The sequence below is a fragment of the Geoalkalibacter subterraneus genome, assembly GCF_000827125.1.
Classification (GTDB): Bacteria; Desulfobacterota; Desulfuromonadia; order Desulfuromonadales; family Geoalkalibacteraceae; genus Geoalkalibacter_A; species Geoalkalibacter_A subterraneus.
On record NZ_CP010311.1, the window covers coordinates 650,220 to 670,311 of the forward strand.

A 20,092-nucleotide genomic window follows, 5' to 3' on the forward strand; every position below is an offset into this window, starting at 1 on the left:
AACCGCACAGACTGCCGGCCGGCATGACTCCCTGTGGGGGGAGCACCTCCCCTGTTACAAGGCGGGATCGGGTTGCTCCCGATGTCGCGGTGGGTTCTGTTGCGCTCCCGGCTTCCTGCGTTCCATCGCTTTTGATTGTGACTGCAACTCTGCCGATTCGCGCTCGATGCGGATGTCGTCCACCAGCACCGGTTGCCGGTCCGGTGTTCCTTCCCGGAACAGGGTCAGGTGAATCATCCTGGTACGGGGCGAGGTGGTAAAGACAAAGGACTGGTGCTCCCAGTCGCTTTTTCCCGTCAGCGTCACCCCTTGGTGAAGTCCGGTGCGATGACGTTTATCGAGAGTGCGGGTATATTGCTCCCCGACCCAGAGAAACTGATCATATTCGACAACTCCGACCCCGGCCCGCCCGCCTTCGGGGAGATCCGTTCTGATCCTGAAAGAAACACGGTAGCTCGTCGCGGGTTCCACCGCCAGCGGCGAGAAGAATCCCACCGAGTCAATCCCCCGGATACTGCGAAACGAGTAGGCCCGATCTCCCGTCTCCTGCCGCCGTACCACCCCCGACGTCTTGACCAGATGTTCCTGGTAGGTCCGCCAGAAGGGCAGAGCGATCTCATCTCCCTCTTCGGGCCTGTAATCTCCCAGTCGCGCAAACAAGGAGAGCTGCGGCGCTGCATCGAAGGTTTCCAGCACCGGCGGTGCAGGGGGAACGGGTTGTGACTCCTCCACCGGTGCCGGGCTCTGTGCCTGCTCTGGGAGGTCCCGGGGTTCATCGCTGCCGGTGCATCCCCACAGCGGGGCGAAGATAAGCCCGAGTGCGCATGCGGTTCTAATTGTCGGCTTCATCATCGGGCTCATTCGCAGCGGCGTCGAAATTCAGTGCGGCGTGCCGCATCTCTACAAGGAAATCAGGGATGTCGGGATGATACGTAGGCGACCATTGTTTCTCCAAAAGCGGATTCAGCAGCGCAAGCGCCTCGCCGGGGCGCCCAGCCGCCAGAAGCAGATCGGCGCGCTGTATATCGAGGAAGGGGTTGGCTGGGAAAACCTGCGCCCCTTTTTCGAGAAGTCTCAGGGCCATCTCCAGGTTGCCGTCGTTTAAGGCCATCTCCGCCAGGCTCAGGTAGGCGGCGCCGTAGCCTGGGTCCCGGGCGACCGCCTGGCCGAGGGCAGTGAGGGCCTTGTCGGTTTCGCGGGCCAGCAGGTGGCTCTGGAAGAGGTCGTAGATGACGGCTGGGTCCTCGGGGGCCAGATGTGCAGCCTCTCGGTAGAGTTCAAGGGACTTTGACTCGGTGTACATATCGGCGGCGTACAGCGCCTCGGCGCGCAGGCGCCAGGGCTCGGGCATGTCGCCGGTGAGCAGCGAGGAGTCGCGCAGAACCTGCGCCAGGTTGGAGAGGACAAAACGAGTATCCAGGGAGATGGCGCCGTGCAGGGTGGAGTAGGAGAGGGTCAGCGCCAGGGGCTGCCACCCGCTATCGAGGACCCGCGTGGCGTTCTGATGGATCAGGTCGTAAAGCGGGGTTTTGATCTCGTTTTCGTACAGACCGCGGAAAAAGCTCAGGTCAATATGCAGAACCATCGGGCCTTCAAAATACGGAAACTGATCGGGGTGAACAGCCTCAAAGGGGGTGCCTCGCAGGCGGCCGACGTAACGGCCGTTTTCCAGAAAAAATCGCTCTGCTTCCTGTTCGGTCATGAAATCTGCATCAACCATCTGTTTGCGGAACGTGCCGACATTTAGTTCAGACGGGTCAACTTTTGAGGGAAAAATCCAGTAGACCCTGGAGAACAGCTCGGCTTCCAGCGCGGCACTTAACGCCTGGGTCGGCATAATGACCGGATCGGGTCGGGGATAGCTGCCATGAAGGTCGATGTCATCATTGCTGCCGGTCAGGACCAGTTCTTTTGCACGGCTCCGCAACTGGCCAGGAATCGGCTGAAGAAAGGGGTCAAAACTCATGAGCACCAGCACCGGTTTTTTCTCGCGGAGGGTGCGCCAGTACGGCAGGGCGTGGGTGGAAAGCTCGACCAACTGAGGATCCAGCGGTTGATACTGAGAAGCTTGTTCCGAAGAAGGTGCAGGGTCTTCAGCGACATGCTCAGGCTGTTTTCGATCGCACGAATAGACCATGAGAATTAAAATTCCCAAGAAAAAGACTCGAAAAAAAAGGCGACCCATTGCTTTCTCCCTATTTACGTAATTAAAAAAATATTATAAATTAAGTATCAGGTTTTTGACCAGTGAAAAAATTGAACAAATGGGGGACAGATCTATTTTTGTGTTTTTTTTTACCCCCGGCATGGACTTGCGCTGAGCACATTCGACGAGCACTTCCGGCATATTGACGGACTGCTCCTCACCGGCAGTTGAAAAGGAGTTCACTATGGGTACGATGACTTTGCGGGGAATCGATGAGAAAACGGCCGAGGCGCTGAAGGATAAAGCAAAGAGGGAAGGAAGCAGCGTCAATGCCGTGACATTGCGGCTTCTGCGGGAATCCCTGGGCCTGGAAAAAAGAAAACGGAACGTTCGTTATAGCGACCTCGACCATCTCGCTGGAACCTGGAGTGCAGAGGAAGAGGCCGAATTCGAGCGTAACACTTCTGCATTTGAGAAAGTTGACGAGGAGCTCTGGTAAAAAGGCCAGACAATCCACCGGATCGTCCCTAAAAAGAAGAGCGATCTATTCCTGTCAGGAGGCCTGTTGGTATTGCGCCCTACGATTTCAAGTAAAATCGCCTCATTCTGTACCTCCCCGAAGGTGACCCTGTTCCTGCTGCTGGCGTTGGCGGCGGTGTCTGTCTTCGGCACGCTGGAGGGGGCTGCGGAGCAGGGGCGCTACGACCTTTATTACCAGAGCCTCTGGTATCGGCTGCTGCTGGCCGCGTTGGCCGTCAATCTGGCGTCCTGTACCCTTAAGACCATTCGTCGCAACATTCGGGATCGCAGCCGCTTCATGGCGGCCATGGATGAAGGGCGTGAGGTCGAGGCCGATACGGTGATTGAGCGCGGGCGTCAGGCGCTGTTTCCCCAGTTGGAAGCTCAAGGTTACCGTTTGTCCGTATCGGGGGATCGCTGCCTGGCCGAGCGCGGCCGTCCGGGGCGCTGGGGGTCGACGGTGGTGCATTGCTCCTGCCTGCTGATCATGGCCGGCGCGCTGGCCTCGGAGCTGGGTTTTGTCGGCACCCGTTTTATTTACGTGGGGCAGGAGGATAGCCGGATTCTGGACTGGAAGACACAATCCGAGCGGGAGTTGGGATTTACCGTCCGGCTCGATGATTTCAGGGCGCAGTACTACCCCATTGACCTGCAAATTACCGCCTATCCGCCGGATTCGCGCGACCCCCTTCACACGTGGACTACACGGGAAGGTGAGCGTTTTGATCTTGCCGGATCAAAGTTGAGTGCAGAGGTCGTTTCCTTCGACCCCTTCACCCAGGAACTGCACCTGAAAATCCTGCGCGATGAAGAGGTGCTGGGGGATTACCGGGCCGGGGTGGGGGAACACACCTACCACGAGGGGGTCGATGCCGGGGTGGTGCTCTACCCGACGGCTTTCAGGGATCCCATCCTCAAGCAGACTTACAGCCATGTGACAATCGTGGAAGACGGCCGTGCCGTTCATCAGGGTGAGATCTCCATCAATCACCCCCTGGTGCACCGCGGAGTATCGATCTATCAGACGGCTTTCGAGCGGGACAAGTTCGGTTTCTGGTATGTCGGATTTCAGTTCTCCCGGGATCCCGGTAAACCCTTGGTCTGGGTCGGCTGCGTGACCCTGGCCCTGGGACTGCTGCTGGCGTTTGCTGTCCCTTACCGGGTTTTTGCCATTGTCAGTACGCGAGAAAACTGCCGGCTGCGTGCCATAAAAGGGTTCAACGGGGAGGCGGGACGGCTGGCTTTTGAGCAATTGACGGCCAGGCTGAAGGGGCAGGCGCCATAAGTTCCGCCGATTTTTGAATCGTTGATGAAGAGACCAGCGACGGTAAACGGCGCTGAATTGAATTAGCGCGGCCAACCCCTCCGGCTAAAACTATTCTTGATTTTGCAGAATGCGCGCCACCGTCTTGTTGAACTCACCGAACTCAAGCGGTTTGGCCAGATAGCCATCCATCCCGGCTTCCAGAAAACGCTCGCGATCCCCCTGCAGGGCATGAGCGGTCAGGGCGATGATGGGAATGTCTGCATAGGGGCGCTGCGAGGCGCGGATGCGGCGCGTGGTTTCCAGGCCGTCGAGGTGAGGCATGGCGCCGTCCATGAGGATCAGGTCGAAACGGATCTGCTCCAGTGCGGTCAGTGCTTCTTCCCCGTCACCCGCCGAGACGACCTTGTGCCCTGCATTGCTCAGCAGGCGCCGTGTTGCCAGTTGATTCACCTTGTCATCCTCCACCAGCAGGATCTGCAGGGGCGAGATTTTCTCTTGGCAGGATTCTTTGCCTGCCAGTGGGGCACCTCGTCTGAAGGGTAGAGCCACCCTTGCTTCGCTTCCACTCGTGCCCACGACCTTGAGCACGATTTCCCCTCCCATCAACTCGATCAGGCGTTGCGCGATGGGCAGACCCAGGCCGGTTTCCTGAAACGCACGACTTGTAGGGGCGCATGGGGTCGGTGAAAACGCCGCCGATTCTTTGACGGATTCAGGGGAGGAAACGGAAACCAGAAGGTGGAGCTGCATTGTTTCCTCGCCGGTTGGGCTTTGTGATAGCCCGACCTGAATTTTGCCGGTTTCCGTGTGGCGCAGGGCATGTCCGAAAAGGTTGAAAAAAATCTGGCGCAGGCGGGCGGCGTCTCCCAGACAGAGATGGGAGGCCGTTTGCGCATCGATACGCAAATCGATCTCCTTGTCTTCGGCGACGGGGAGATATAGGCAGGAAACCGAGCGCAGAATCTCGGCCGCGTCGAAAGGCTCCTCGTTAAGAGTGATTTCACCCATCTCGATACGTGCCAGATCCATAATATCGTTGACGATTTCCAGCAGGCAGCGACCTGAGTCAAGGGCAATATGCACGGCTTCATGCTGCTCCGGAGCCATCTCTCCCTGCTCGAGCAGCTGCAGCATGCTGAGCAGGCTGTTGAGCGGGGTGCGGATTTCGTGACTCATGCCGGCCAGAAAAGCGCCGCGACGGGTGGCCTCCCATCCGTTCTGAAGGGCGTTCTTGTCATCGATTCCTGATTCCGTGAGATTACAATCGTAAAACTTTTCCACGAATGCATGTAAGTTGCTGAAACATTTCGTTATTTGTGCTATCTTATAGCCCACAAAAATTTCACTCCGTGGGTGAGTTCTATGAAACGCTTTATCATCGAGAAATCCGAGGAGGAGTTCTACAGCTCCCACTCCGGGCTGGCCCTGGTGGGGCTGTGCCTCAACCGCTTCACCAGCCTGACCAAGCGCCTGGGACAGCTCGGCCCACTGAAAAAGGGAGCCATCTCGCACGCCGATGTGCTTCGCAGCTATATCGGCCTGCTTTGTCTCGGCAAGAGCGATTTCGAGGCCATCAGCGGATTTCGCCAGGACCGTTTTTTCAAAGAATCTTTCGGGCTTAAGGGCGTTCCTTCCGAACCGACTCTGCGCCAGCGCCTGGAGGCGCAAGCCGAAACCTTTCAAACGATCGCCAACTTTTGCGTCACCGAGTTCCTTCAAAAATCAGGGGCGTTATTCTCGGCCGTGTCCACCGGCCACGTTCCTGTGGATATAGACGTCTTCACCCAGGATAATTCCGGGACCAAGAAACAAGGCGTCTCGCGCACCTACCATGGGTATGACGGGTTTGCCCCAATTGCCGCCTATCTGGCCCTGGAGGGCTGGCTTCTGGAGATCGAGCAGCGCGAGGGCTCCCAGCACAGCCAGAAAAACTTCATTCCGTTTCTTGGCCGGGTGCTGCACAAGGCGCTCTCGTTGACCGCCGCCCCTTTGCTGGTGCGCCTCGATTCCGGCCACGATGCCTGGGAGACCCGCATGGAATTGGCCTCCCATGAGCGGGTGGACTACATCCTGAAATGGAACCCCCGCGGGCACAGCAAAACCCTCTGGCACCGGCGGGCCTTCGCCGAAGGAAAGCTCAGCCAGCCGCGCCCGGGAAAGCGCATTGCCATTTTCAGTGTCCGCGACACTCATAGCTGGAAAGACGAAACCGGGCAGAAACATGAGTTGAGCTGCCGCCGGGTCATCCGCGTTACCGAGCGCACCATCGATAAGAAGGGCCAGCTTTTGCTCGAGCCCGACATCACGCTGGAGGGCTGGTGGACCTCGCTGAATCTGTCCGCCGAGAAGATTATCGCTCTTTACCAGGATCACGGCACCAGTGAGCAGTTTCACAGCGAGCTCAAAACCGACATGGATCTTGAGCGACTGCCCTCGGGCAAATTTGAGGTCAACAGCTTGGTGATGACCTGTGCCGCACTGGCCTACAACATCCTGCGCTTCATCGGGCAGATCGGCTTGCTCGGCGAGAAAACGCCAGTGCGACACCCGGCCAAGCGCCGGCGCATCAAGACGGTCATCCAGGAACTGATGTGTCTGGCGGCACGCATGATCGAGACCGGCCGACGGTTGTATTTACGCTTCAGTCGCCATAGCGGCGCGTCTTTCCAAGCGTTCGCCGGCCTTTATCAACGATTGGCCTACGGATAGGCCAGAGGCCGGCCAAAAAGAAGATGACAAAACCCGGGCACTTGCGGTGTTCACGATCGAACTCGTCCTGAAATCGCCTTGATTGGCACTTTGCGGGCAATCTGTCAAAGATCGAAGCTTGCTGAGGCCCTTCAGAGAGCCGGATTTTCAACTGAGCGACATTCTCGCCCCCCATTTTCGCCACTTGGGACGAGAAAACCGGAAAGCGGGAAGACATCTCACGGAATCAGGCGATTGGCTTGCTCAAAGGTTGATCTCCATTCAAGACACTGACCCTCTGTAAAAAGATATCGTGAGACTCCCAATAGCTCATCGGCTGTCGCCGGAAAGTCTGCTTCCACTCTCTTCTCATGAAAACATCATCTTCACGAAAATATTACTTTTTGCGCAAACGCTCAATATTTTTTTTATTTGTCGAGCTTCACTTTACACGTAACAAAAGAGATTGTATCATTTTAATGCCGTTTTCAAGATGTCAGACGCCATTTTGTTCATTGAAGAAAACTCAGGGGATTCAGTATGCCGTTAATTGAGTGGGATGAGAATTTCAGTGTCAATATTGACCGCATCGACCGCGAGCATCGCAAGCTGATCGGGTTGATCAACCAGCTTCATGAGGCGATGCTTGAGCAGAAGGCGCAAAAGGCCATGACCGCCATTGTGACGGAAATGGTCGACTACGCCCAGACCCATTTTGCGACGGAAGAACTCTACATGGAAGAATTCCGTTATCCCGATCTGGATTTGCACCGGGTTGAACATCAGAAATTTATCGAAAAAACCGATGAACTGCGCAAGCGCGTCAGCCAGGGGGAGTTCGTGTTGTCCCTGGAGGTGATGCGTTTTCTGCGCGACTGGCTCAAAGGCCATATTCTCGGGACCGATAAAAAATATGCGCCTTTCCTGAATGAGAACGGGATTACCTGATGGCGTCGCAAAAACTCACCAACTGCTGCGTTACTGCAATTGCTCTCACTGCTTCGACGTACGGCAGTACGCCTCATTGATCGGCAATTGCGCGCCTTGCATTTGGCGCTTTTTGCTTAGCCATCAACATCATCATTGCCTGGTGGTCGTGACGTAATAGATGGCGCAGTGCGGGGGTAACTCAGATGAGCTGCAGGGGCGGTTCGCGAAGAGCTGCGATCTGTTCGCGCAGTTCAAGAATATGCTCGTCCCAGAAGCGCGGCGTGTTGAACCAGGGAAAGGCCGTGGGGAAGGCGGGGTCTTTCCAGCGATGGGCCAGCCACGCACTGTGATGGATAATGCGCAGGGAGCGCAGCGCCTCGATCAGGCGCAGTTCAGTCGGGTTGAATGAGTGAAATTCGTTGTAGCCTTCAATGATCTCGCTCAACTGGGCCAGCTGGCGGGGGCGGTCGCCTGAGAGCATCATCCAGATATCCTGCACGGCAGGCGCCATGCGCGCGTCATCAAGGTCGACCAGGTGCGGCGCCTCGTCGCGCCACAGCACGTTGCCGGCATGACAGTCGCCGTGGGTGCGAATGAGACGGGGGGCGCCCTCCGCCATGAGTTGGTCGATCCCCTGCAGCAGGTCGCGGGTCAGGGCGCGATAATTGTCGCGATATTCGTCGGGAATGAAGTGCTTGGCAATCCAGTTCGCCGCGGCATGTCCAAAATCCGCTGAGGTGAGTTGAGGGCGGTGTTCAAAGGGACGCAGGGCGCCGATGCGGTGCATGCGTCCCAGCAGGCGTCCCATGATCAGCAGGTTGTCGAGATTGTCGAACTCCGGTGCATGTCCGCCCTTTCGCGGATAGAGGGTGAAACGAAAGCCGTCGAAGTGCGACAGGGTGTTGTCCTTCGCGTCAGCCAGCGGCGCCACCACCGGCAGATCATGCTCGGCCAACTCCCTGGAAAATTCGTGCTCCTCGATGATCTGCGCATCGCTCCAGCGGCCCGGACGATAGAATTTGGCGATCAGCGGCTGCCCCTCCTCGATCCCTACCTGGTAGACCCGGTTCTCATAGCTGTTCAGGGCCAGCGTGCGGCAGTCGCAGCGGTAGCCGCGGCTTTCAACGGCATCCATGACGAAGGCGGGTGTCAGGCGATGAAACGGATGGTCCGAGGCAGACATGGTTATCCTTCTTGGGTTTTCTGAATGACTTGGTTTCGTGAGAGCAGAAAAGTGCCGTGTGAAACGCTCGAGTGTAATCATACCTCCTGAGCAAATGGCGGGTCGATACCAATTAATTCACATGTGGCGTTAATGCTTTTCCAGGTGTTTCTGCTAAATTTTTGCTGATTTAGAAGTTCTTGAATTTCGGTTCGAGAGCAGTATAAAGAAAGGACTTTGCACTGATCTAAGTCTTTTCCCTTTTTCGACTCCTTGGTTCTCCTGTGGGCAATGATCATCTTATGCAGGAGCATTGAGCGTGGAGACGGCACCCGAACAATGCCATCAAGAGAGGTTATTTTCAGTGTTAATGGTTCAGAGAAGAGAATATTTAAAAAGGGAAGCGGCTGTGCGGTGATATTGAAAGGCCGGATCAGAACGGTTTTGTTTCGATTGCCTTTCCGTTGGGTCAGAAACTCGACTTCCATATCTGCTGTATGAAATTTTTGCAGATGGGTCTCGTAGTCAATCGTGGGAATAAACCCCTCCTCCTCTAATTCGGCTTCCAGATCCCTGATAATCTTTTTTCGGTGCTGCAGAGCGTCATCGACTATGAAATCAAGGTCCAGGGTCCTAAAATTGTATTTGACTCCGATGACGGCGTCATAGAAAGGAAAACACCAGCTTCCACCAATCAAGCCATATTCAAAGAAACCGCATCCCGCCAGGCGGGCAATGGCTGTTTCTACGGAGGGAGGAAGAGAGACAGCCTCGCACTCAAAAATAGTCATCTCCCGTCCTTCCGGGGCCTGCCGCGTTTTTCTTCCGCCAAAAGGCGATCAAGATAGCGAAGCCTTTCTTTTGCCTTCTTGACCTCCTCTTCAATTTTTTTTCTTTTTCGAATCTGGTCCTGAATGATTTCCAGATCCTCTTGGGGGATGTGTTTAAAAACACTCCTGCCCTCTTCCCTGTATTTCAGGAATGGATAAGAATATTGCTTTTTCTGCGATTTGACGATGCGAAAATGAATGGAGCCTTTGGGATACTCAGAAGCCTTCCGCGCCAATGCTTCAATTGCATTTGCGCAGCGTTCCCGCTCATCTTCAAGCATTCCGCTGATTATCGGGTCTTTTTGCACCACAGACATGGAAATATTTTATTTATTGTGGTGCAAACTGTCAACCTCATTTTCCGCTGCAAGATCGGATCGTGTCATCTGCACTGGGTTAGCCTGGTGGGAAAAGCCGCTTGCAGAGAGTAACCCAGGTTACAAAGGGTAGACGTTGAAGAAAAAAACGGGCGACCGCAAGGCCGCCCGTTTTTCATGGGTACAAGGGGTCGGCAGAAAGCTTCTCTGCCTTATTTGCCCCACTTTTCCTTGATGCGGCTCACGGCGGTTTCGATATTTTCGCGGTCGCCGAAGGCGGAGAGGCGGAAATAGCCTTCGCCGCTGGGGCCGAAGCCGCTGCCGGGGGTGCCGACCACATGGCATTCCTTCAGCAGCTTATCGAAGAAATCCCAGCTGCTCATCCCCTCGGGGGTCTTGAGCCAGATGTAGGGGCTGTTGACGCCTCCGTAGCAGGTGATGCCGGCCGCGCTCAGACCCTCGCGGATGATGCGGGCGTTTTCCATGTAGTAGTCGATAATCTCCCGGGTCTGCTTCCATCCCTCGTCGGAGTAGACTGCCTGGGCGGCACGCTGCACCGGGTAGGAGACGCCGTTGAACTTGGTGCACTGGCGGCGGTTCCACAGCTTGTTGAGCGCCACTTTTTCGCCCTTGGCGGTGGTCGCGGTGACCGCTTCGGGCACCACGGTCAGGGCGCAGCGCACGCCGGTGAAGCCGGCGGTTTTGGAGAAGCTGCGGAATTCGATGGCGCATTCCTTGGCGCCCTCGATTTCGTAAATTGAGTGGGGGATGTCGTCTTCGGTAATGAAGGCCTCATAGGCCGCATCGTAGAAGATGACCGCGTCGTTGGCGCGGGCGTAGTCGACCCACTTCTTGAGTTCCTCGCGGCTGGCGACAGTGCCGGTGGGGTTGTTGGGGTAGCACAGGTAGATGATGTCGACCTTCTCCGAGGGCAGATCGGGGGTGAAGTTGTTCTCCTCGGTGCAGGGCAGGTAGACGATCCCTTCATAATAGCCCTTGTCATCGGCTTCGCCGGTGCGGCCGACCATGACGTTGGTGTCATTGTAGACCGGGTAGACCGGGTCGCAGATGGCGACCTTGTTGGAGAGGTCGAAGATGTCGAGGATATTGGCGCAGTCGCACTTGGAGCCGTCGGAGATGAAAACTTCCGATTTCTGCAGATCAACGCCAAGGGGCTTGTAGGACTTGTCGATGATGGTGTCGATCAGCCACTCGTAGCCCTGCTCGGGGCCGTAGCCGTGAAAGGTGTCGCCGCGGCCGAGATCGTCGACGCCGTCATGCAGCGCCTTGAGCACCGCAGGGGCCAGCGGGCGGGTGACGTCGCCGATGCCGAGGCGGATGACCTGCGCATCGGGGTTGGCGTTGGTAAATTCCTTGACACGGCGGCCGATCTCGGGAAAGAGATAGCCGGCCTTGAGCTTGAGATAATTATCGTTGATACGAGCCATAAAGTTGTTCCTCCTTTGAGTGAGAACGCAGAGGTGCCCATGACTCTTTCAAGAGCCAAAGCACACAAATGCCCGGTGATGACCTGAAAAACTCAATGAGGTCAGGCCTCTCTCCGCGCCCTTCGCTTCTCTCAGCGTCTCTGCGTTGAAAGGTTTTATTTCAACCCCAGCACATCCTGCATGTCGTAAAGGCCGGGGCTCTTGTCGTCGAGCCACTGGGCGGCACGGGCCGATCCCCGTGCAAACATGTCGCGGCTCATAGCGCGGTGGGTGATTTCGATGCGTTCGCCCATGCCGATGAAATAGACGGTGTGTTCGCCGACGATGTCGCCGCCGCGTACGGTCTGCATGCCGATCTCATCATGGGTGCGCTCGCCGGTCATTCCCTCGCGGTGAAAGACAGCGCATTCGTTGTAGTCGCGGCCAAGGGATTCGGCGACCACCTCGCCCATGCGCACCGCGGTGCCGCTGGGGGCGTCTTTTTTCTTGTTGTGGTGCAGTTCGACGATTTCCACGTCAAAACCGTCGCCGAGAATGGAGGCGGCTTCCTTGAGCAGCTTGAAGCAGGCGTTGACGCCGACGCTCATGTTGGGGGCCAGCACCACCGGAATCTTCGCGGCGTGCTGCTCCACCTGCTTGCGTTGCTCGGGAGTAAACCCGGTGGAGCCGATGACCATCTTCTTGCCGAGCCGAGCGCAGACTTCCAGGTTTTTGAGGGTCACATCGGGGAAGGTGAAGTCGATCAGCACATCGGCCTCAGCCAGGGCTTTCTCCAGATCGTCGGTAATGGCGACGCCGAGTTGCCCGCAGCCTGCGACCAGACCGGCGTCCTGCCCGACCATGTCATGACCTGAGCGCTCGGCTGCGCCGGCCAGCTCAAGCTGATCGGCTTCCTGCACTGCCGTAATAATGCGCCCGCCCATACGGCCGGCGGCGCCGGTGACAGCAATTTTAATCATAGAGACCTCGTAAATTAATTCCCCCGTGGGGAAAAGACGCACCGAACTCCCTCCCCAGCGGGGGAGGGTTGGGGTGGGGGAGGGTTGGGGTGGGGGAGGGCCTGAGCTGCTGCCCGGACACCCCCCTCCCAGCCTCCCCCCGCTGGGGGGAGGAGATTGGTGGGAAGGCTTAAATAAGCTTGTACTTCTTCAGCACGCCCTTGAGCGTTTCGAGCTTGTCGGCGCTCATTTCGCACAAGGGCAGGCGCAGGGTAGCGCCGCTTTTGCCCATCAGCGACAGGGTCGTTTTCACCGGCACCGGGTTGGCGTCGATGAACATGGTGCTGTGCAGCTCAAGCAGGTCGAGATGCATCTTGCGGGCATCCTCCCAGCGGTTCTCCTGAACCGCCACGACCATGTCCTTGACGGCCTTGGGAGCGACGTTGGCGGTGACCGAGATCACCCCTTTGGCGCCGCAGGCCATCATGGGGAAGGTCAGGAAGTCGTCGCCGGAGAGCACCTCGATCTTGTCGCCGGCGCGGGCCAGGATTTCGCTGACTTGGGTCAGGTTGCCGGAAGCTTCCTTGATCGCAACGATGTTGGAAATTTCAGCCAGTCGCACCGTTGTGTCGGCAGCGATGTTGATGCCTGTGCGTCCCGGTACGTTGTAGAGGACCTGGGGCAGGGAGACCACTTCGGCCAGTGTCTTGTAGTGGCGGTAAATCCCCTCCTGGGAGGGCTTGTTGTAGTAAGGGCAGACCAGCAGCAGGCCGTCGGCGCCAAGCTTCTCGGCGCTGCGCGACAGCTCAATCGCTTCGCTGGTGGAGTTGGCCCCGGTGCCGGCAATGACCGGCACGCGCTTGGCGACCTGGTCGATGCACACCTCGATAACGCGGGCGTGCTCTTGAAAATCGATGGTAGCTGATTCGCCGGTCGTGCCGCAGGGCACGATGGCGTCTGTGCCGTTTTCGATCTGAAAGTCGATCAGGCTGCGATATGTCTCTTCGTCAAAACTGCCGTCGTCCTTGAAAGGGGTGACGATGGCAACCATGGATCCTTTGATCATAGTGTCCTCCTATCGTGAAAAAGCATCAATAGAACGTCCTGCCCGCCCTTTGTCGCAGTGCTGTTTCATGGGCGTGGGGGCAAGGTAGACGGACAGGTGGTTCACATCCAGTCGGGTACCGATTCGCCCCGGATCAGGTCCTCGACGGTTTCGCGCTCGCGAATCACCGCGAAGCGGTTGCCGTTGACCAGAACCTCGGCCGCACGGGGGCGGCTGTTGTAATTGCTGCTCATGGTGAAGCCGTAGGCTCCCGCTGACATGAACGCCATCAGGTCGCCCTGTTTGAACATGGGCACCTGGCGCTCCTTGACCAGGAAATCGCCGGTTTCACAGATGGGACCGACGATGTCCGCGGCCACCATGCCGTCCTGGTCCTTAACCACCGGCTGTACGCCGTGGAAAGAGCCGTAAAGGGCGGGGCGGGCCAGGTCGTTCATGCCGGCGTCGATGATGATGAAATGCTTGTCGTCGCGCTCTTTGGTGAAAAGGCACTTGGCGGCCAGGATGCCGGCGTTGCCGGCGATGTTGCGGCCCGGCTCGAAGATCAGGTGCAGGCCCAGGTCCTTGGTTTCGGACTGGATGGCGGCACCGTAGTCTGCAGGCAGCGGCGGATCTTCAGCGTCGTACTGAATGCCGAGGCCGCCGCCGAGGTCCAGATATTTCAGCTCGATCCCCAACTCGCCAAGCTGCGAGATGAGTTCCTTGAGCTTTTTAATAGAATCGACAAAAGGCTCGACGTTGGTCAATTGGCTGCCGATATGGCAGTCGATGCCGAGAATTTCAAGATTGGACATCTGCGCGGCGCGCTTGTATTCGGCAACTGCATCTTCCATGGTGATGCCGAACTTGGCCTTTTTCAGGCCGGTGGTGATATAGGGGTGGGTCTGGGGATCAACGTTGGGATTGACCCGTAGCGCGATGCCGGCCTTTTTGCCCACCTGTCCGGCGATTTCGTTGATGCGGTCGATCTCCTGCTCCGACTCGACGTTGAACATCAGAATGTCGCTGCGCAGGGCATATTCGATTTCATCGTCGCGCTTGCCGACGCCGGAATAGACGATTTTCTTAGGATCGACGCCAGCTTCCAGGGCGCGAAAAAGCTCGCCGCCGGAGACGATGTCGACACCGCCGCCGAGGCCGGCAATCAGTTTGAGGATTGCCAGGTTGGAGTTGGCCTTGACCGAATAGCAGATAGTATGCGGCGCTTGACCGAAGGCTTCGTCGAACGCTTTGTAGTGACGCTCGAAAGTGGCCTGCGAATAAATGAAAACCGGACTGCCGACAGCCGCGACGATGTCGGCGATCGGAATGTCTTCGGCATAAAGTTCATTGCCCTTGTACTGAAAGTAGTGCATGGGGTCTCAATTCCTCCTGTATGGGTCTGGTGAGAGAACTTTCTGGAAAATAAGCGTAAATTATTAACATACACCGGGGGATAAGTCAAAAAACTGTCCATTTGGCGGGATTCTCCGCCGCCATGGATCGGCTCTTCGGTGCCGTGAAACAAGCAGGCTGAGGCAGCAGCGGGCAGCCTGCCTGTTTCACATTTTAAGGTATGCGAACTTCGGAAGAGCGTGCAGATTGAACCCGTCGACCCTCTTCTTCAAGCACGGTGCGAACGGTGTACTCGTAGGCCTGGTTCACGTCAGCCGTCGTGTCATTGAATCGGGGCTCGGCAAGCGGTTCCGCTGTCAACGGAAAGGGAGAAAAAGGTGCGTCTCCGCTGCGGCGGTAAAGAAAATACCGGGGAGTGCCGGAAGCCTGATCTGCAGCATCCCAACGAAGGCTGACGGCGCCATTGCTGCGCCGCGCCTGCAGCCCGGTGGGGGCAGGTGGGGGGATAACCGTGTTGATGGTGACTGAAGTGGATGAGCTGTCAATACCGGTTCGTTCAAAGGCAAAGATCCGGTAGCGGTAGGCGGTGCCGGGAATCGCTGTCGTGTCGAACCAGGCCAGTTGATTTTTATTGCGGAACAGCGTCCGTGAGTAATCGAGGTCGATCTGCACCAGGGTCCGCCATTGGTCGTCGCAGTTCAGGCAATCGCTGTCGGAATAGTTCGTCATGCGTTCAATGCGGAATCCCTGGGTTTCGGCACCGCCTGCAGATTCATCGCCGATCTGCCAGAAAAGCACCACGCTCTCACCCATCTGTTCGGCCTCAACCGCAGCCGGGCTGGGCGGCTCGGGGGACTCAAGCGGGCGCACCGGGCCCTTTTTGCCGCATCCGGATACAGTGAAGGCCAGCATCGCCATAAGGGCGAAAAGCAGGCAGCGCGTCAGTCGATCAGGGATCATGGAGGCAATCCTGTCTGTCGGTTTTTTACTGCTCATTGCGTGCCTTGCGAGCTCGCTGGATTTCACGTTCAACCGCTTCGCGCGCGGTGCCACCGGTGGCCCGGCGGGCATTGACCGAAGCATCCAGCGTGACGTAATCGTAAATATCCTCTCCGATCAGGTCGGAGAAAATGCGGAATTCCTCCAGCGTCAGCTCCTCAATTTCCTTTTTATGTTCGATGCAGTAGCGCACCGTCTTGCCGACCACCTCATGGGCCTGGCGGAAAGGCAGCCCTTTGCGCACGACGTAATCGGCGACGTCGGTGGCGGTGGAAAAGCCGCGTGCGGCGGCGATGCGCATCGGCTCGGCCTTGACCCCCATCTGCGCGATCATGTCGGCAAAGATCTTGAGGCTGCCCTTGACGGTGTCGATGGTATCGAACAGCGGCTCCTTGTCCTCCTGCATGTCCTTGTTGTAGGCCAGGGGCAGCGACTTCATCAGGGTCAGCAGTGACATCAGGTTGCCGTACACCCGGCCGCTTTTGCCGCGCACCAGTTCAGGCACATCCGGGTTTTTCTTCTGCGGCATGATCGAGCTTCCGGTGCAGAAGGCGTCGGTCAGTTCGATGAAGTTGAAATCCGCCGAAGACCACAGGATCAATTCCTCCGACAGGCGCGAGAGGTGCATCATCAGGATCGAGCCGGCAGCGCAGAACTCCAGGGCGAAGTCCCGGTCGGAGACGGAATCGAGGCTGTTGCGCGTCACACCGTCGAAACCAAGCTGTTCGGCGACATATTCCCGGTCGATGGGGAACGTGGTGCCGGCCAGCGCGCCAGCCCCCAGCGGCATGATGTTGACCCGACGAGCCAGATCATCCAGACGTCCGGCGTCGCGGCAGAACATCTCGTAATAGGCCATCATGTGGTGGGAAAACAGTACCGGCTGGGCGGTCTGCAGATGGGTGTATCCCGGCATGATGACGCCAAGGTTTTTCTCCGCCTGGCCGAGCAGGGCTTCCTGCAGGCAGTCGAGGTACTGACGAATCTGACGCAGTTCGTCGCGCAGGTAGAGGCGGATGTCGAGGGCAACCTGGTCGTTGCGCGAGCGGGCAGTATGCAGCTTGCCCCCAACCGGGCCGACGCGCTCGATGAGCCGTGCCTCGATGTTCATGTGGATGTCTTCGAGGCTGACCTTGAATTCAAACTCTCCCGCCTCGATATCCTTGAGAATGGCTTCCAGCCCGGCAATGATCGTGGTGGCATCCTCTTCGGTGATAATCTGCTGCTTCGCCAGCATGCGCGCGTGGGCGATGGAGCCCTGAATGTCGTAGCGGTACAGCCGTTTATCGAAATCGATGGAGGCGGTGAATTCTTCAACAAATTGGTCGGTCGGCTGGGTGAAGCGCCCCGCCCAGGGTTTTTCGCTCATAGGTTGTGGCTCCGTTCTTTGATCAGAATATTTAGATCCTCATTTCTTCGTTCCCGATTCGGCAGTACTGCCGAGGGAGCATTTCTTTTCCGGCGAATTCTCATCCTCCTGCATGACGTCCTGATCAGCCATGCGCTCCCATCTCCCATCCGGGTCGGGGCGGTAGATCCCGTGGATTTTGAGGGGGAAGCGCGTCGTGCGCGGATCGAGTTCGTGAAACAGCGGCAGATTGAAATAATACAGCCGTGTTTCCGTGCCGAAGCGCAGGCGGCACACCGGCAGGCCGTCGAAGTCGTCGCTGGCGAACTCGGGGTAGTCCACCGGTCCGATCTTGTGGCTTTTGTGAATGATGATGGATGAGTAGCCGAAAGGGGCTTCCCCTTTGGTTTTGATTCCCGTGGTCTCGTCGGACACATTGTTGAAAATTGTCACCGTGTCGCGCACGCCGGGAGTGTAGGCCAGGTATTCGCCGTAAAATCCGTTGACTACATCCTGAAAAGCGCGATGTTCCGGCTTGGGATTGCATTCAAGAATGGTGAGCAGATCCAGGCGCTGCCGGGTGGTGAAGAACAGGTCGTTGGCTTTTTCGATGACGGTGCTGATGTTGGACTGATAGAGGTCGCGATAGACGTAGTCCAGGCAGATCAGCACCATGAAGTTAAAAGCGATAGGTGTACAGCGAAACAGGGGGAAGACCTTGCCGCGGTAGAGATCATGGAAGGGGTCGATGGTTTCCTCGCCGACGAAGGGATGACTTTTGGCCTGCAGAAAAACCCGCAGGCGTCCATCGGTTTCCTTGACCGCGGTGATTGCCCAGTTGGTCGGAACCTGCTCGATATCTCCGGCGTCGAGATCCTTCAGGACCGAGGCGAGGGCCTCTTCGTTGTCCTCGCGGTACCGCTCCAGTATGGCGCGGTATTCGTGGAGTTGAATATGTTCGACGCCGAACATGGTGACGGTGTTGGCGCGAAAATGGTTGCGAATGAAATCAAGCGCATCTTCCACGTGAGCGGCGGGCATGGCAGATTCGGGCAGAACGAGAAAGTGCAGTTTCTTGAGGTTGCCGGGACCTTCGGCCACCATCTCAAAAATCGAACGGATCTGCTGCCATTTGTCCTGGGGGTCGGTCAGCTTGCAGGCAGACTCTCCAAACCCCACATGATTGGGGATCTGGCACACCATGCAATGCTGGTGATGTCCCAGGGTGAATTCGACATTGATCTGCTTTTCGACAATCTTGAACATGGGGATCAGTGACCGGCCGCCTTGATATTTCCGCCCGGAAGTTCTTCTTCGAGAGAAACATCCTGCGGACGCTCGGGGTGCCAGGGCAGATCGGGAAACACCCGGCTCAGGATATGACGCCCGCCGGGAGGCATCGGTATCTGCGGCAACGAATTCTTTTCCACCCACACGGCTTCGGTGCACTCGTCACCGTTGGGAGCCAACTCGCGGGACAGGGGGGCGGCGCGGTAATAAAGGATGACGAAATGGTCATTGCGCTCGCCGACACCGATGTGTTCGAAGACATCGATCAACCCTTCGACCTGGACGTCGATGCCGACCTCCTCGCGGACTTCGCGATGAAGCGCCTGCAGGATAGGCTCGCCATGATCGATTTTGCCGCCGGGCATGACCCACAGGCTGCAGAAGGGCTCGATGCAGCGCCGCGTGAGCAGTACTCGCTCCTGCTCGTCGATGACGCAGGCGACGACGGATGTCTTGATGGCCTGGCTTTTTTTGAATTCCATAATGACCCCGTGAGGGGTGAGGCGTGAGAGGTGAGGGGGAAAGGCCATCATAATCGCCTCACCCCTCACTCTTCACACCTCACGCCTTACTTCTTGCTCTGGCGCTGGATCGCAGCAATGCGCATGCGCAATGCGTTGAGCTTGATAAAGCCCTCGGCGTCGGCCTGATCGTAGACGTCGTCGGCTTCAAAGGTGGCGAAGTCGACGTTGAACAGGCTGTCGGTGGCGGAATCGCGGCCCACCACGCGGCAGTGGCCTTTGTAGAGCTTGACGCGCGCCTTGCCGTTGACGGTCTGCTGCGATTCGTCGATCAGTGCCTGCAGCACCTTGCGCTCCGGGGAGAACCAGTAGCCGTTGTAGATCATCTCGGCATAGCGTGGCACCAGCGAGTCGCGCAAGTGCATGACCTCGCGGTCCATGGTGATCGATTCCACGGCGCGGTGCGCTTCTTCGAGGATGGTGCCGCCGGGAGTTTCATACACGCCGCGGCTCTTCATGCCGACGTAGCGGTTTTCCATCAGGTCCACGCGGCCGATGCCGTGCTTGCCTCCCAGTTCATTGAGTTTGGCCAGCAGGTTGGCGGGGGAGAGGCGCTCGCCGTTGACGGCAACCGGGTCGCCCTTCTCGAATTCGATCTCCACGTATTCCGGCTGATCCGGAGCGTCTTCCGGGCGCGCGGTCAGCACATACATCTCTTCGGGGGCTTCCGCCCAGGGGTTTTCGAGGATATCCCCCTCAAAAGAGATATGCAGCAGGTTGCGGTCGGAACTCCAGGGGAACTTCTTGCTGGTCGGTACCGGAATGCCGTGCTTCTTGGCGTAGGCTTCCAGCGCGCTGCGGCTTTTCAGATCCCACTCGCGCCAGGGCGCGATGACCTTGATGGCCGGGTCGAAGTGGTAGTAGGCCAGTTCGAAGCGCACCTGGTCGTTGCCCTTGCCGGTGGCACCGTGGGAAACCGCGTCGGCCCCTTCTTTAGCGGCAATATCCATCTGCGCCTTGGAGATCAGCGGGCGGGCGATGGAGGTGCCGAGGAAATAGCGACCCTCATAGATGGTGTTGGCGCGGAACATGGGGAACACGAAATCGCGCGTGAACTCCTCTTTCAGGTCGAGGATGTGGCAGGCACTGGCCCCGGTTTTCTTTGCTTTCTCCGGAACGTGATCAAGCTCTTCTCCCTGGCCCAGGTCGGCGGAAAAAGCGATGACTTCACAGTCATACTCTTCGGTGAGCCACTTGAGGATAATGGAAGTGTCCAGCCCGCCCGAGTAGGCGAGGACGACTTTTTTGACGGATTGTTTTTGAGCCATGGATGATTTCTCCTTAAAAA

Annotated in this window: 19 protein-coding genes; 4 read left to right on the forward strand and 15 right to left on the reverse strand. The window is 57.5% G+C overall.

Translation table 11 applies throughout. The features are described 5' to 3' along the window. Positions 1-54: 54 nt before the first annotated feature. Positions 55-852, reverse strand: a complete 798-nt coding sequence (locus GSUB_RS02940; protein ID WP_144401926.1) for a hypothetical protein — start codon at positions 850-852, stop codon at positions 55-57. Continuing rightward, positions 833-2,137, reverse strand: coding sequence for a tetratricopeptide repeat protein (locus tag GSUB_RS02945; RefSeq protein WP_158414033.1), 1,305 nt, complete (start codon positions 2,135-2,137; stop codon positions 833-835). The genes GSUB_RS02940 and GSUB_RS02945 overlap by 20 nt, the downstream gene beginning before the upstream one ends. 253 nt (positions 2,138-2,390) lie before the next feature. Between GSUB_RS02945 and GSUB_RS02950 the strand changes: the two genes are divergently transcribed. Both GSUB_RS02950 and GSUB_RS02955 read left to right on the forward strand, forming a co-directional pair. After that, the gene (locus GSUB_RS02950) at positions 2,391-2,645 is read left to right on the forward strand and encodes a FitA-like ribbon-helix-helix domain-containing protein (RefSeq protein WP_040199124.1); all 255 of its coding nucleotides are present in this window, start codon (positions 2,391-2,393) and stop codon (positions 2,643-2,645) included. Between the two features lie 66 nt (positions 2,646-2,711). After that, positions 2,712-3,950, forward strand: a complete 1,239-nt coding sequence (locus tag GSUB_RS02955) for a cytochrome c biogenesis ResB family protein (protein ID WP_144401927.1) — start codon at positions 2,712-2,714, stop codon at positions 3,948-3,950. A 90-nt stretch (positions 3,951-4,040) separates the two neighbouring features. On the opposite strand, the gene GSUB_RS02960 is transcribed toward GSUB_RS02955, so the two are convergent. After that, entirely contained in the window at positions 4,041-5,213 is a 1,173-nt protein-coding gene (locus GSUB_RS02960; RefSeq protein ID WP_144401928.1) for a response regulator, read from the reverse strand. A gap of 81 nt (positions 5,214-5,294) precedes the next feature. On the opposite strand from GSUB_RS02960, the gene GSUB_RS02965 reads away from it, so the two are divergent. Together GSUB_RS02965 and GSUB_RS02970 are read left to right on the forward strand one after the other, a co-directional pair. Beyond that, the gene (locus GSUB_RS02965; protein WP_040198815.1) at positions 5,295-6,641 is read left to right on the forward strand and encodes an IS1380 family transposase; all 1,347 of its coding nucleotides are present in this window, start codon (positions 5,295-5,297) and stop codon (positions 6,639-6,641) included. 519 nt (positions 6,642-7,160) lie between these two features. Next, positions 7,161-7,568: a bacteriohemerythrin gene (locus GSUB_RS02970; protein WP_040199126.1), complete on the forward strand. Its 408-nt coding sequence runs from the start codon at positions 7,161-7,163 to the stop codon at positions 7,566-7,568. A gap of 181 nt (positions 7,569-7,749) precedes the next feature. Here the strand turns inward: GSUB_RS02970 and GSUB_RS02975 are convergent, their stop codons facing one another. The 12 genes from GSUB_RS02975 to GSUB_RS03030 form a co-directional block, all read right to left on the reverse strand. After that, positions 7,750-8,733, reverse strand: a complete 984-nt coding sequence (locus GSUB_RS02975; RefSeq protein WP_040199127.1) for a serine/threonine protein kinase — start codon at positions 8,731-8,733, stop codon at positions 7,750-7,752. Between the two features lie 77 nt (positions 8,734-8,810). After that, complete coding sequence (locus GSUB_RS02980) at positions 8,811-9,503, reverse strand: GSU2403 family nucleotidyltransferase fold protein (RefSeq protein WP_040199128.1); 693 nt, start codon at positions 9,501-9,503, stop codon at positions 8,811-8,813. Continuing rightward, a complete protein-coding gene (locus GSUB_RS02985) occupies positions 9,500-9,859 on the reverse strand; it encodes a hypothetical protein (protein WP_040199130.1) in 360 nt (119 codons plus the stop codon). The genes GSUB_RS02980 and GSUB_RS02985 overlap by 4 nt, the downstream gene beginning before the upstream one ends. Before the next feature lie 212 nt (positions 9,860-10,071). Next, entirely contained in the window at positions 10,072-11,307 is a 1,236-nt protein-coding gene (locus GSUB_RS02990) for an LL-diaminopimelate aminotransferase (protein WP_040199131.1), read from the reverse strand. A 155-nt stretch (positions 11,308-11,462) separates the two neighbouring features. After that, positions 11,463-12,266: a 4-hydroxy-tetrahydrodipicolinate reductase gene (dapB, locus tag GSUB_RS02995; protein WP_040199132.1), complete on the reverse strand. Its 804-nt coding sequence runs from the start codon at positions 12,264-12,266 to the stop codon at positions 11,463-11,465. 169 nt (positions 12,267-12,435) lie between these two features. Next, positions 12,436-13,311 carry a 4-hydroxy-tetrahydrodipicolinate synthase gene (gene dapA / locus GSUB_RS03000; protein WP_040199133.1) on the reverse strand — a complete coding sequence of 292 codons (876 nt, stop codon included), beginning with the start codon at positions 13,309-13,311 and terminating at the stop codon, positions 12,436-12,438. Positions 13,312-13,412: 101 nt separating this feature from the next. Then, positions 13,413-14,666, reverse strand: a complete 1,254-nt coding sequence (gene lysA, locus GSUB_RS03005) for a diaminopimelate decarboxylase (protein ID WP_040199134.1) — start codon at positions 14,664-14,666, stop codon at positions 13,413-13,415. A gap of 193 nt (positions 14,667-14,859) precedes the next feature. Then, positions 14,860-15,606 carry a hypothetical protein gene (locus GSUB_RS03010; protein ID WP_040199135.1) on the reverse strand — a complete coding sequence of 249 codons (747 nt, stop codon included), beginning with the start codon at positions 15,604-15,606 and terminating at the stop codon, positions 14,860-14,862. Between the two features lie 25 nt (positions 15,607-15,631). Continuing rightward, positions 15,632-17,014 (reverse strand): argininosuccinate lyase, encoded by a 1,383-nt coding sequence (gene argH / locus GSUB_RS03015; protein WP_040199136.1) that lies wholly within the window; start codon positions 17,012-17,014, stop codon positions 15,632-15,634. 39 nt (positions 17,015-17,053) lie between these two features. After that, entirely contained in the window at positions 17,054-18,259 is a 1,206-nt protein-coding gene (locus GSUB_RS03020) for a hypothetical protein (protein WP_040199137.1), read from the reverse strand. Between the two features lie 5 nt (positions 18,260-18,264). After that, the gene (locus GSUB_RS03025; protein WP_040201983.1) at positions 18,265-18,765 is read right to left on the reverse strand and encodes an NUDIX domain-containing protein; all 501 of its coding nucleotides are present in this window, start codon (positions 18,763-18,765) and stop codon (positions 18,265-18,267) included. An 86-nt stretch (positions 18,766-18,851) separates the two neighbouring features. Continuing rightward, positions 18,852-20,072: an argininosuccinate synthase gene (locus GSUB_RS03030; RefSeq protein WP_040199138.1), complete on the reverse strand. Its 1,221-nt coding sequence runs from the start codon at positions 20,070-20,072 to the stop codon at positions 18,852-18,854. Positions 20,073-20,092 lie beyond the last annotated feature (20 nt).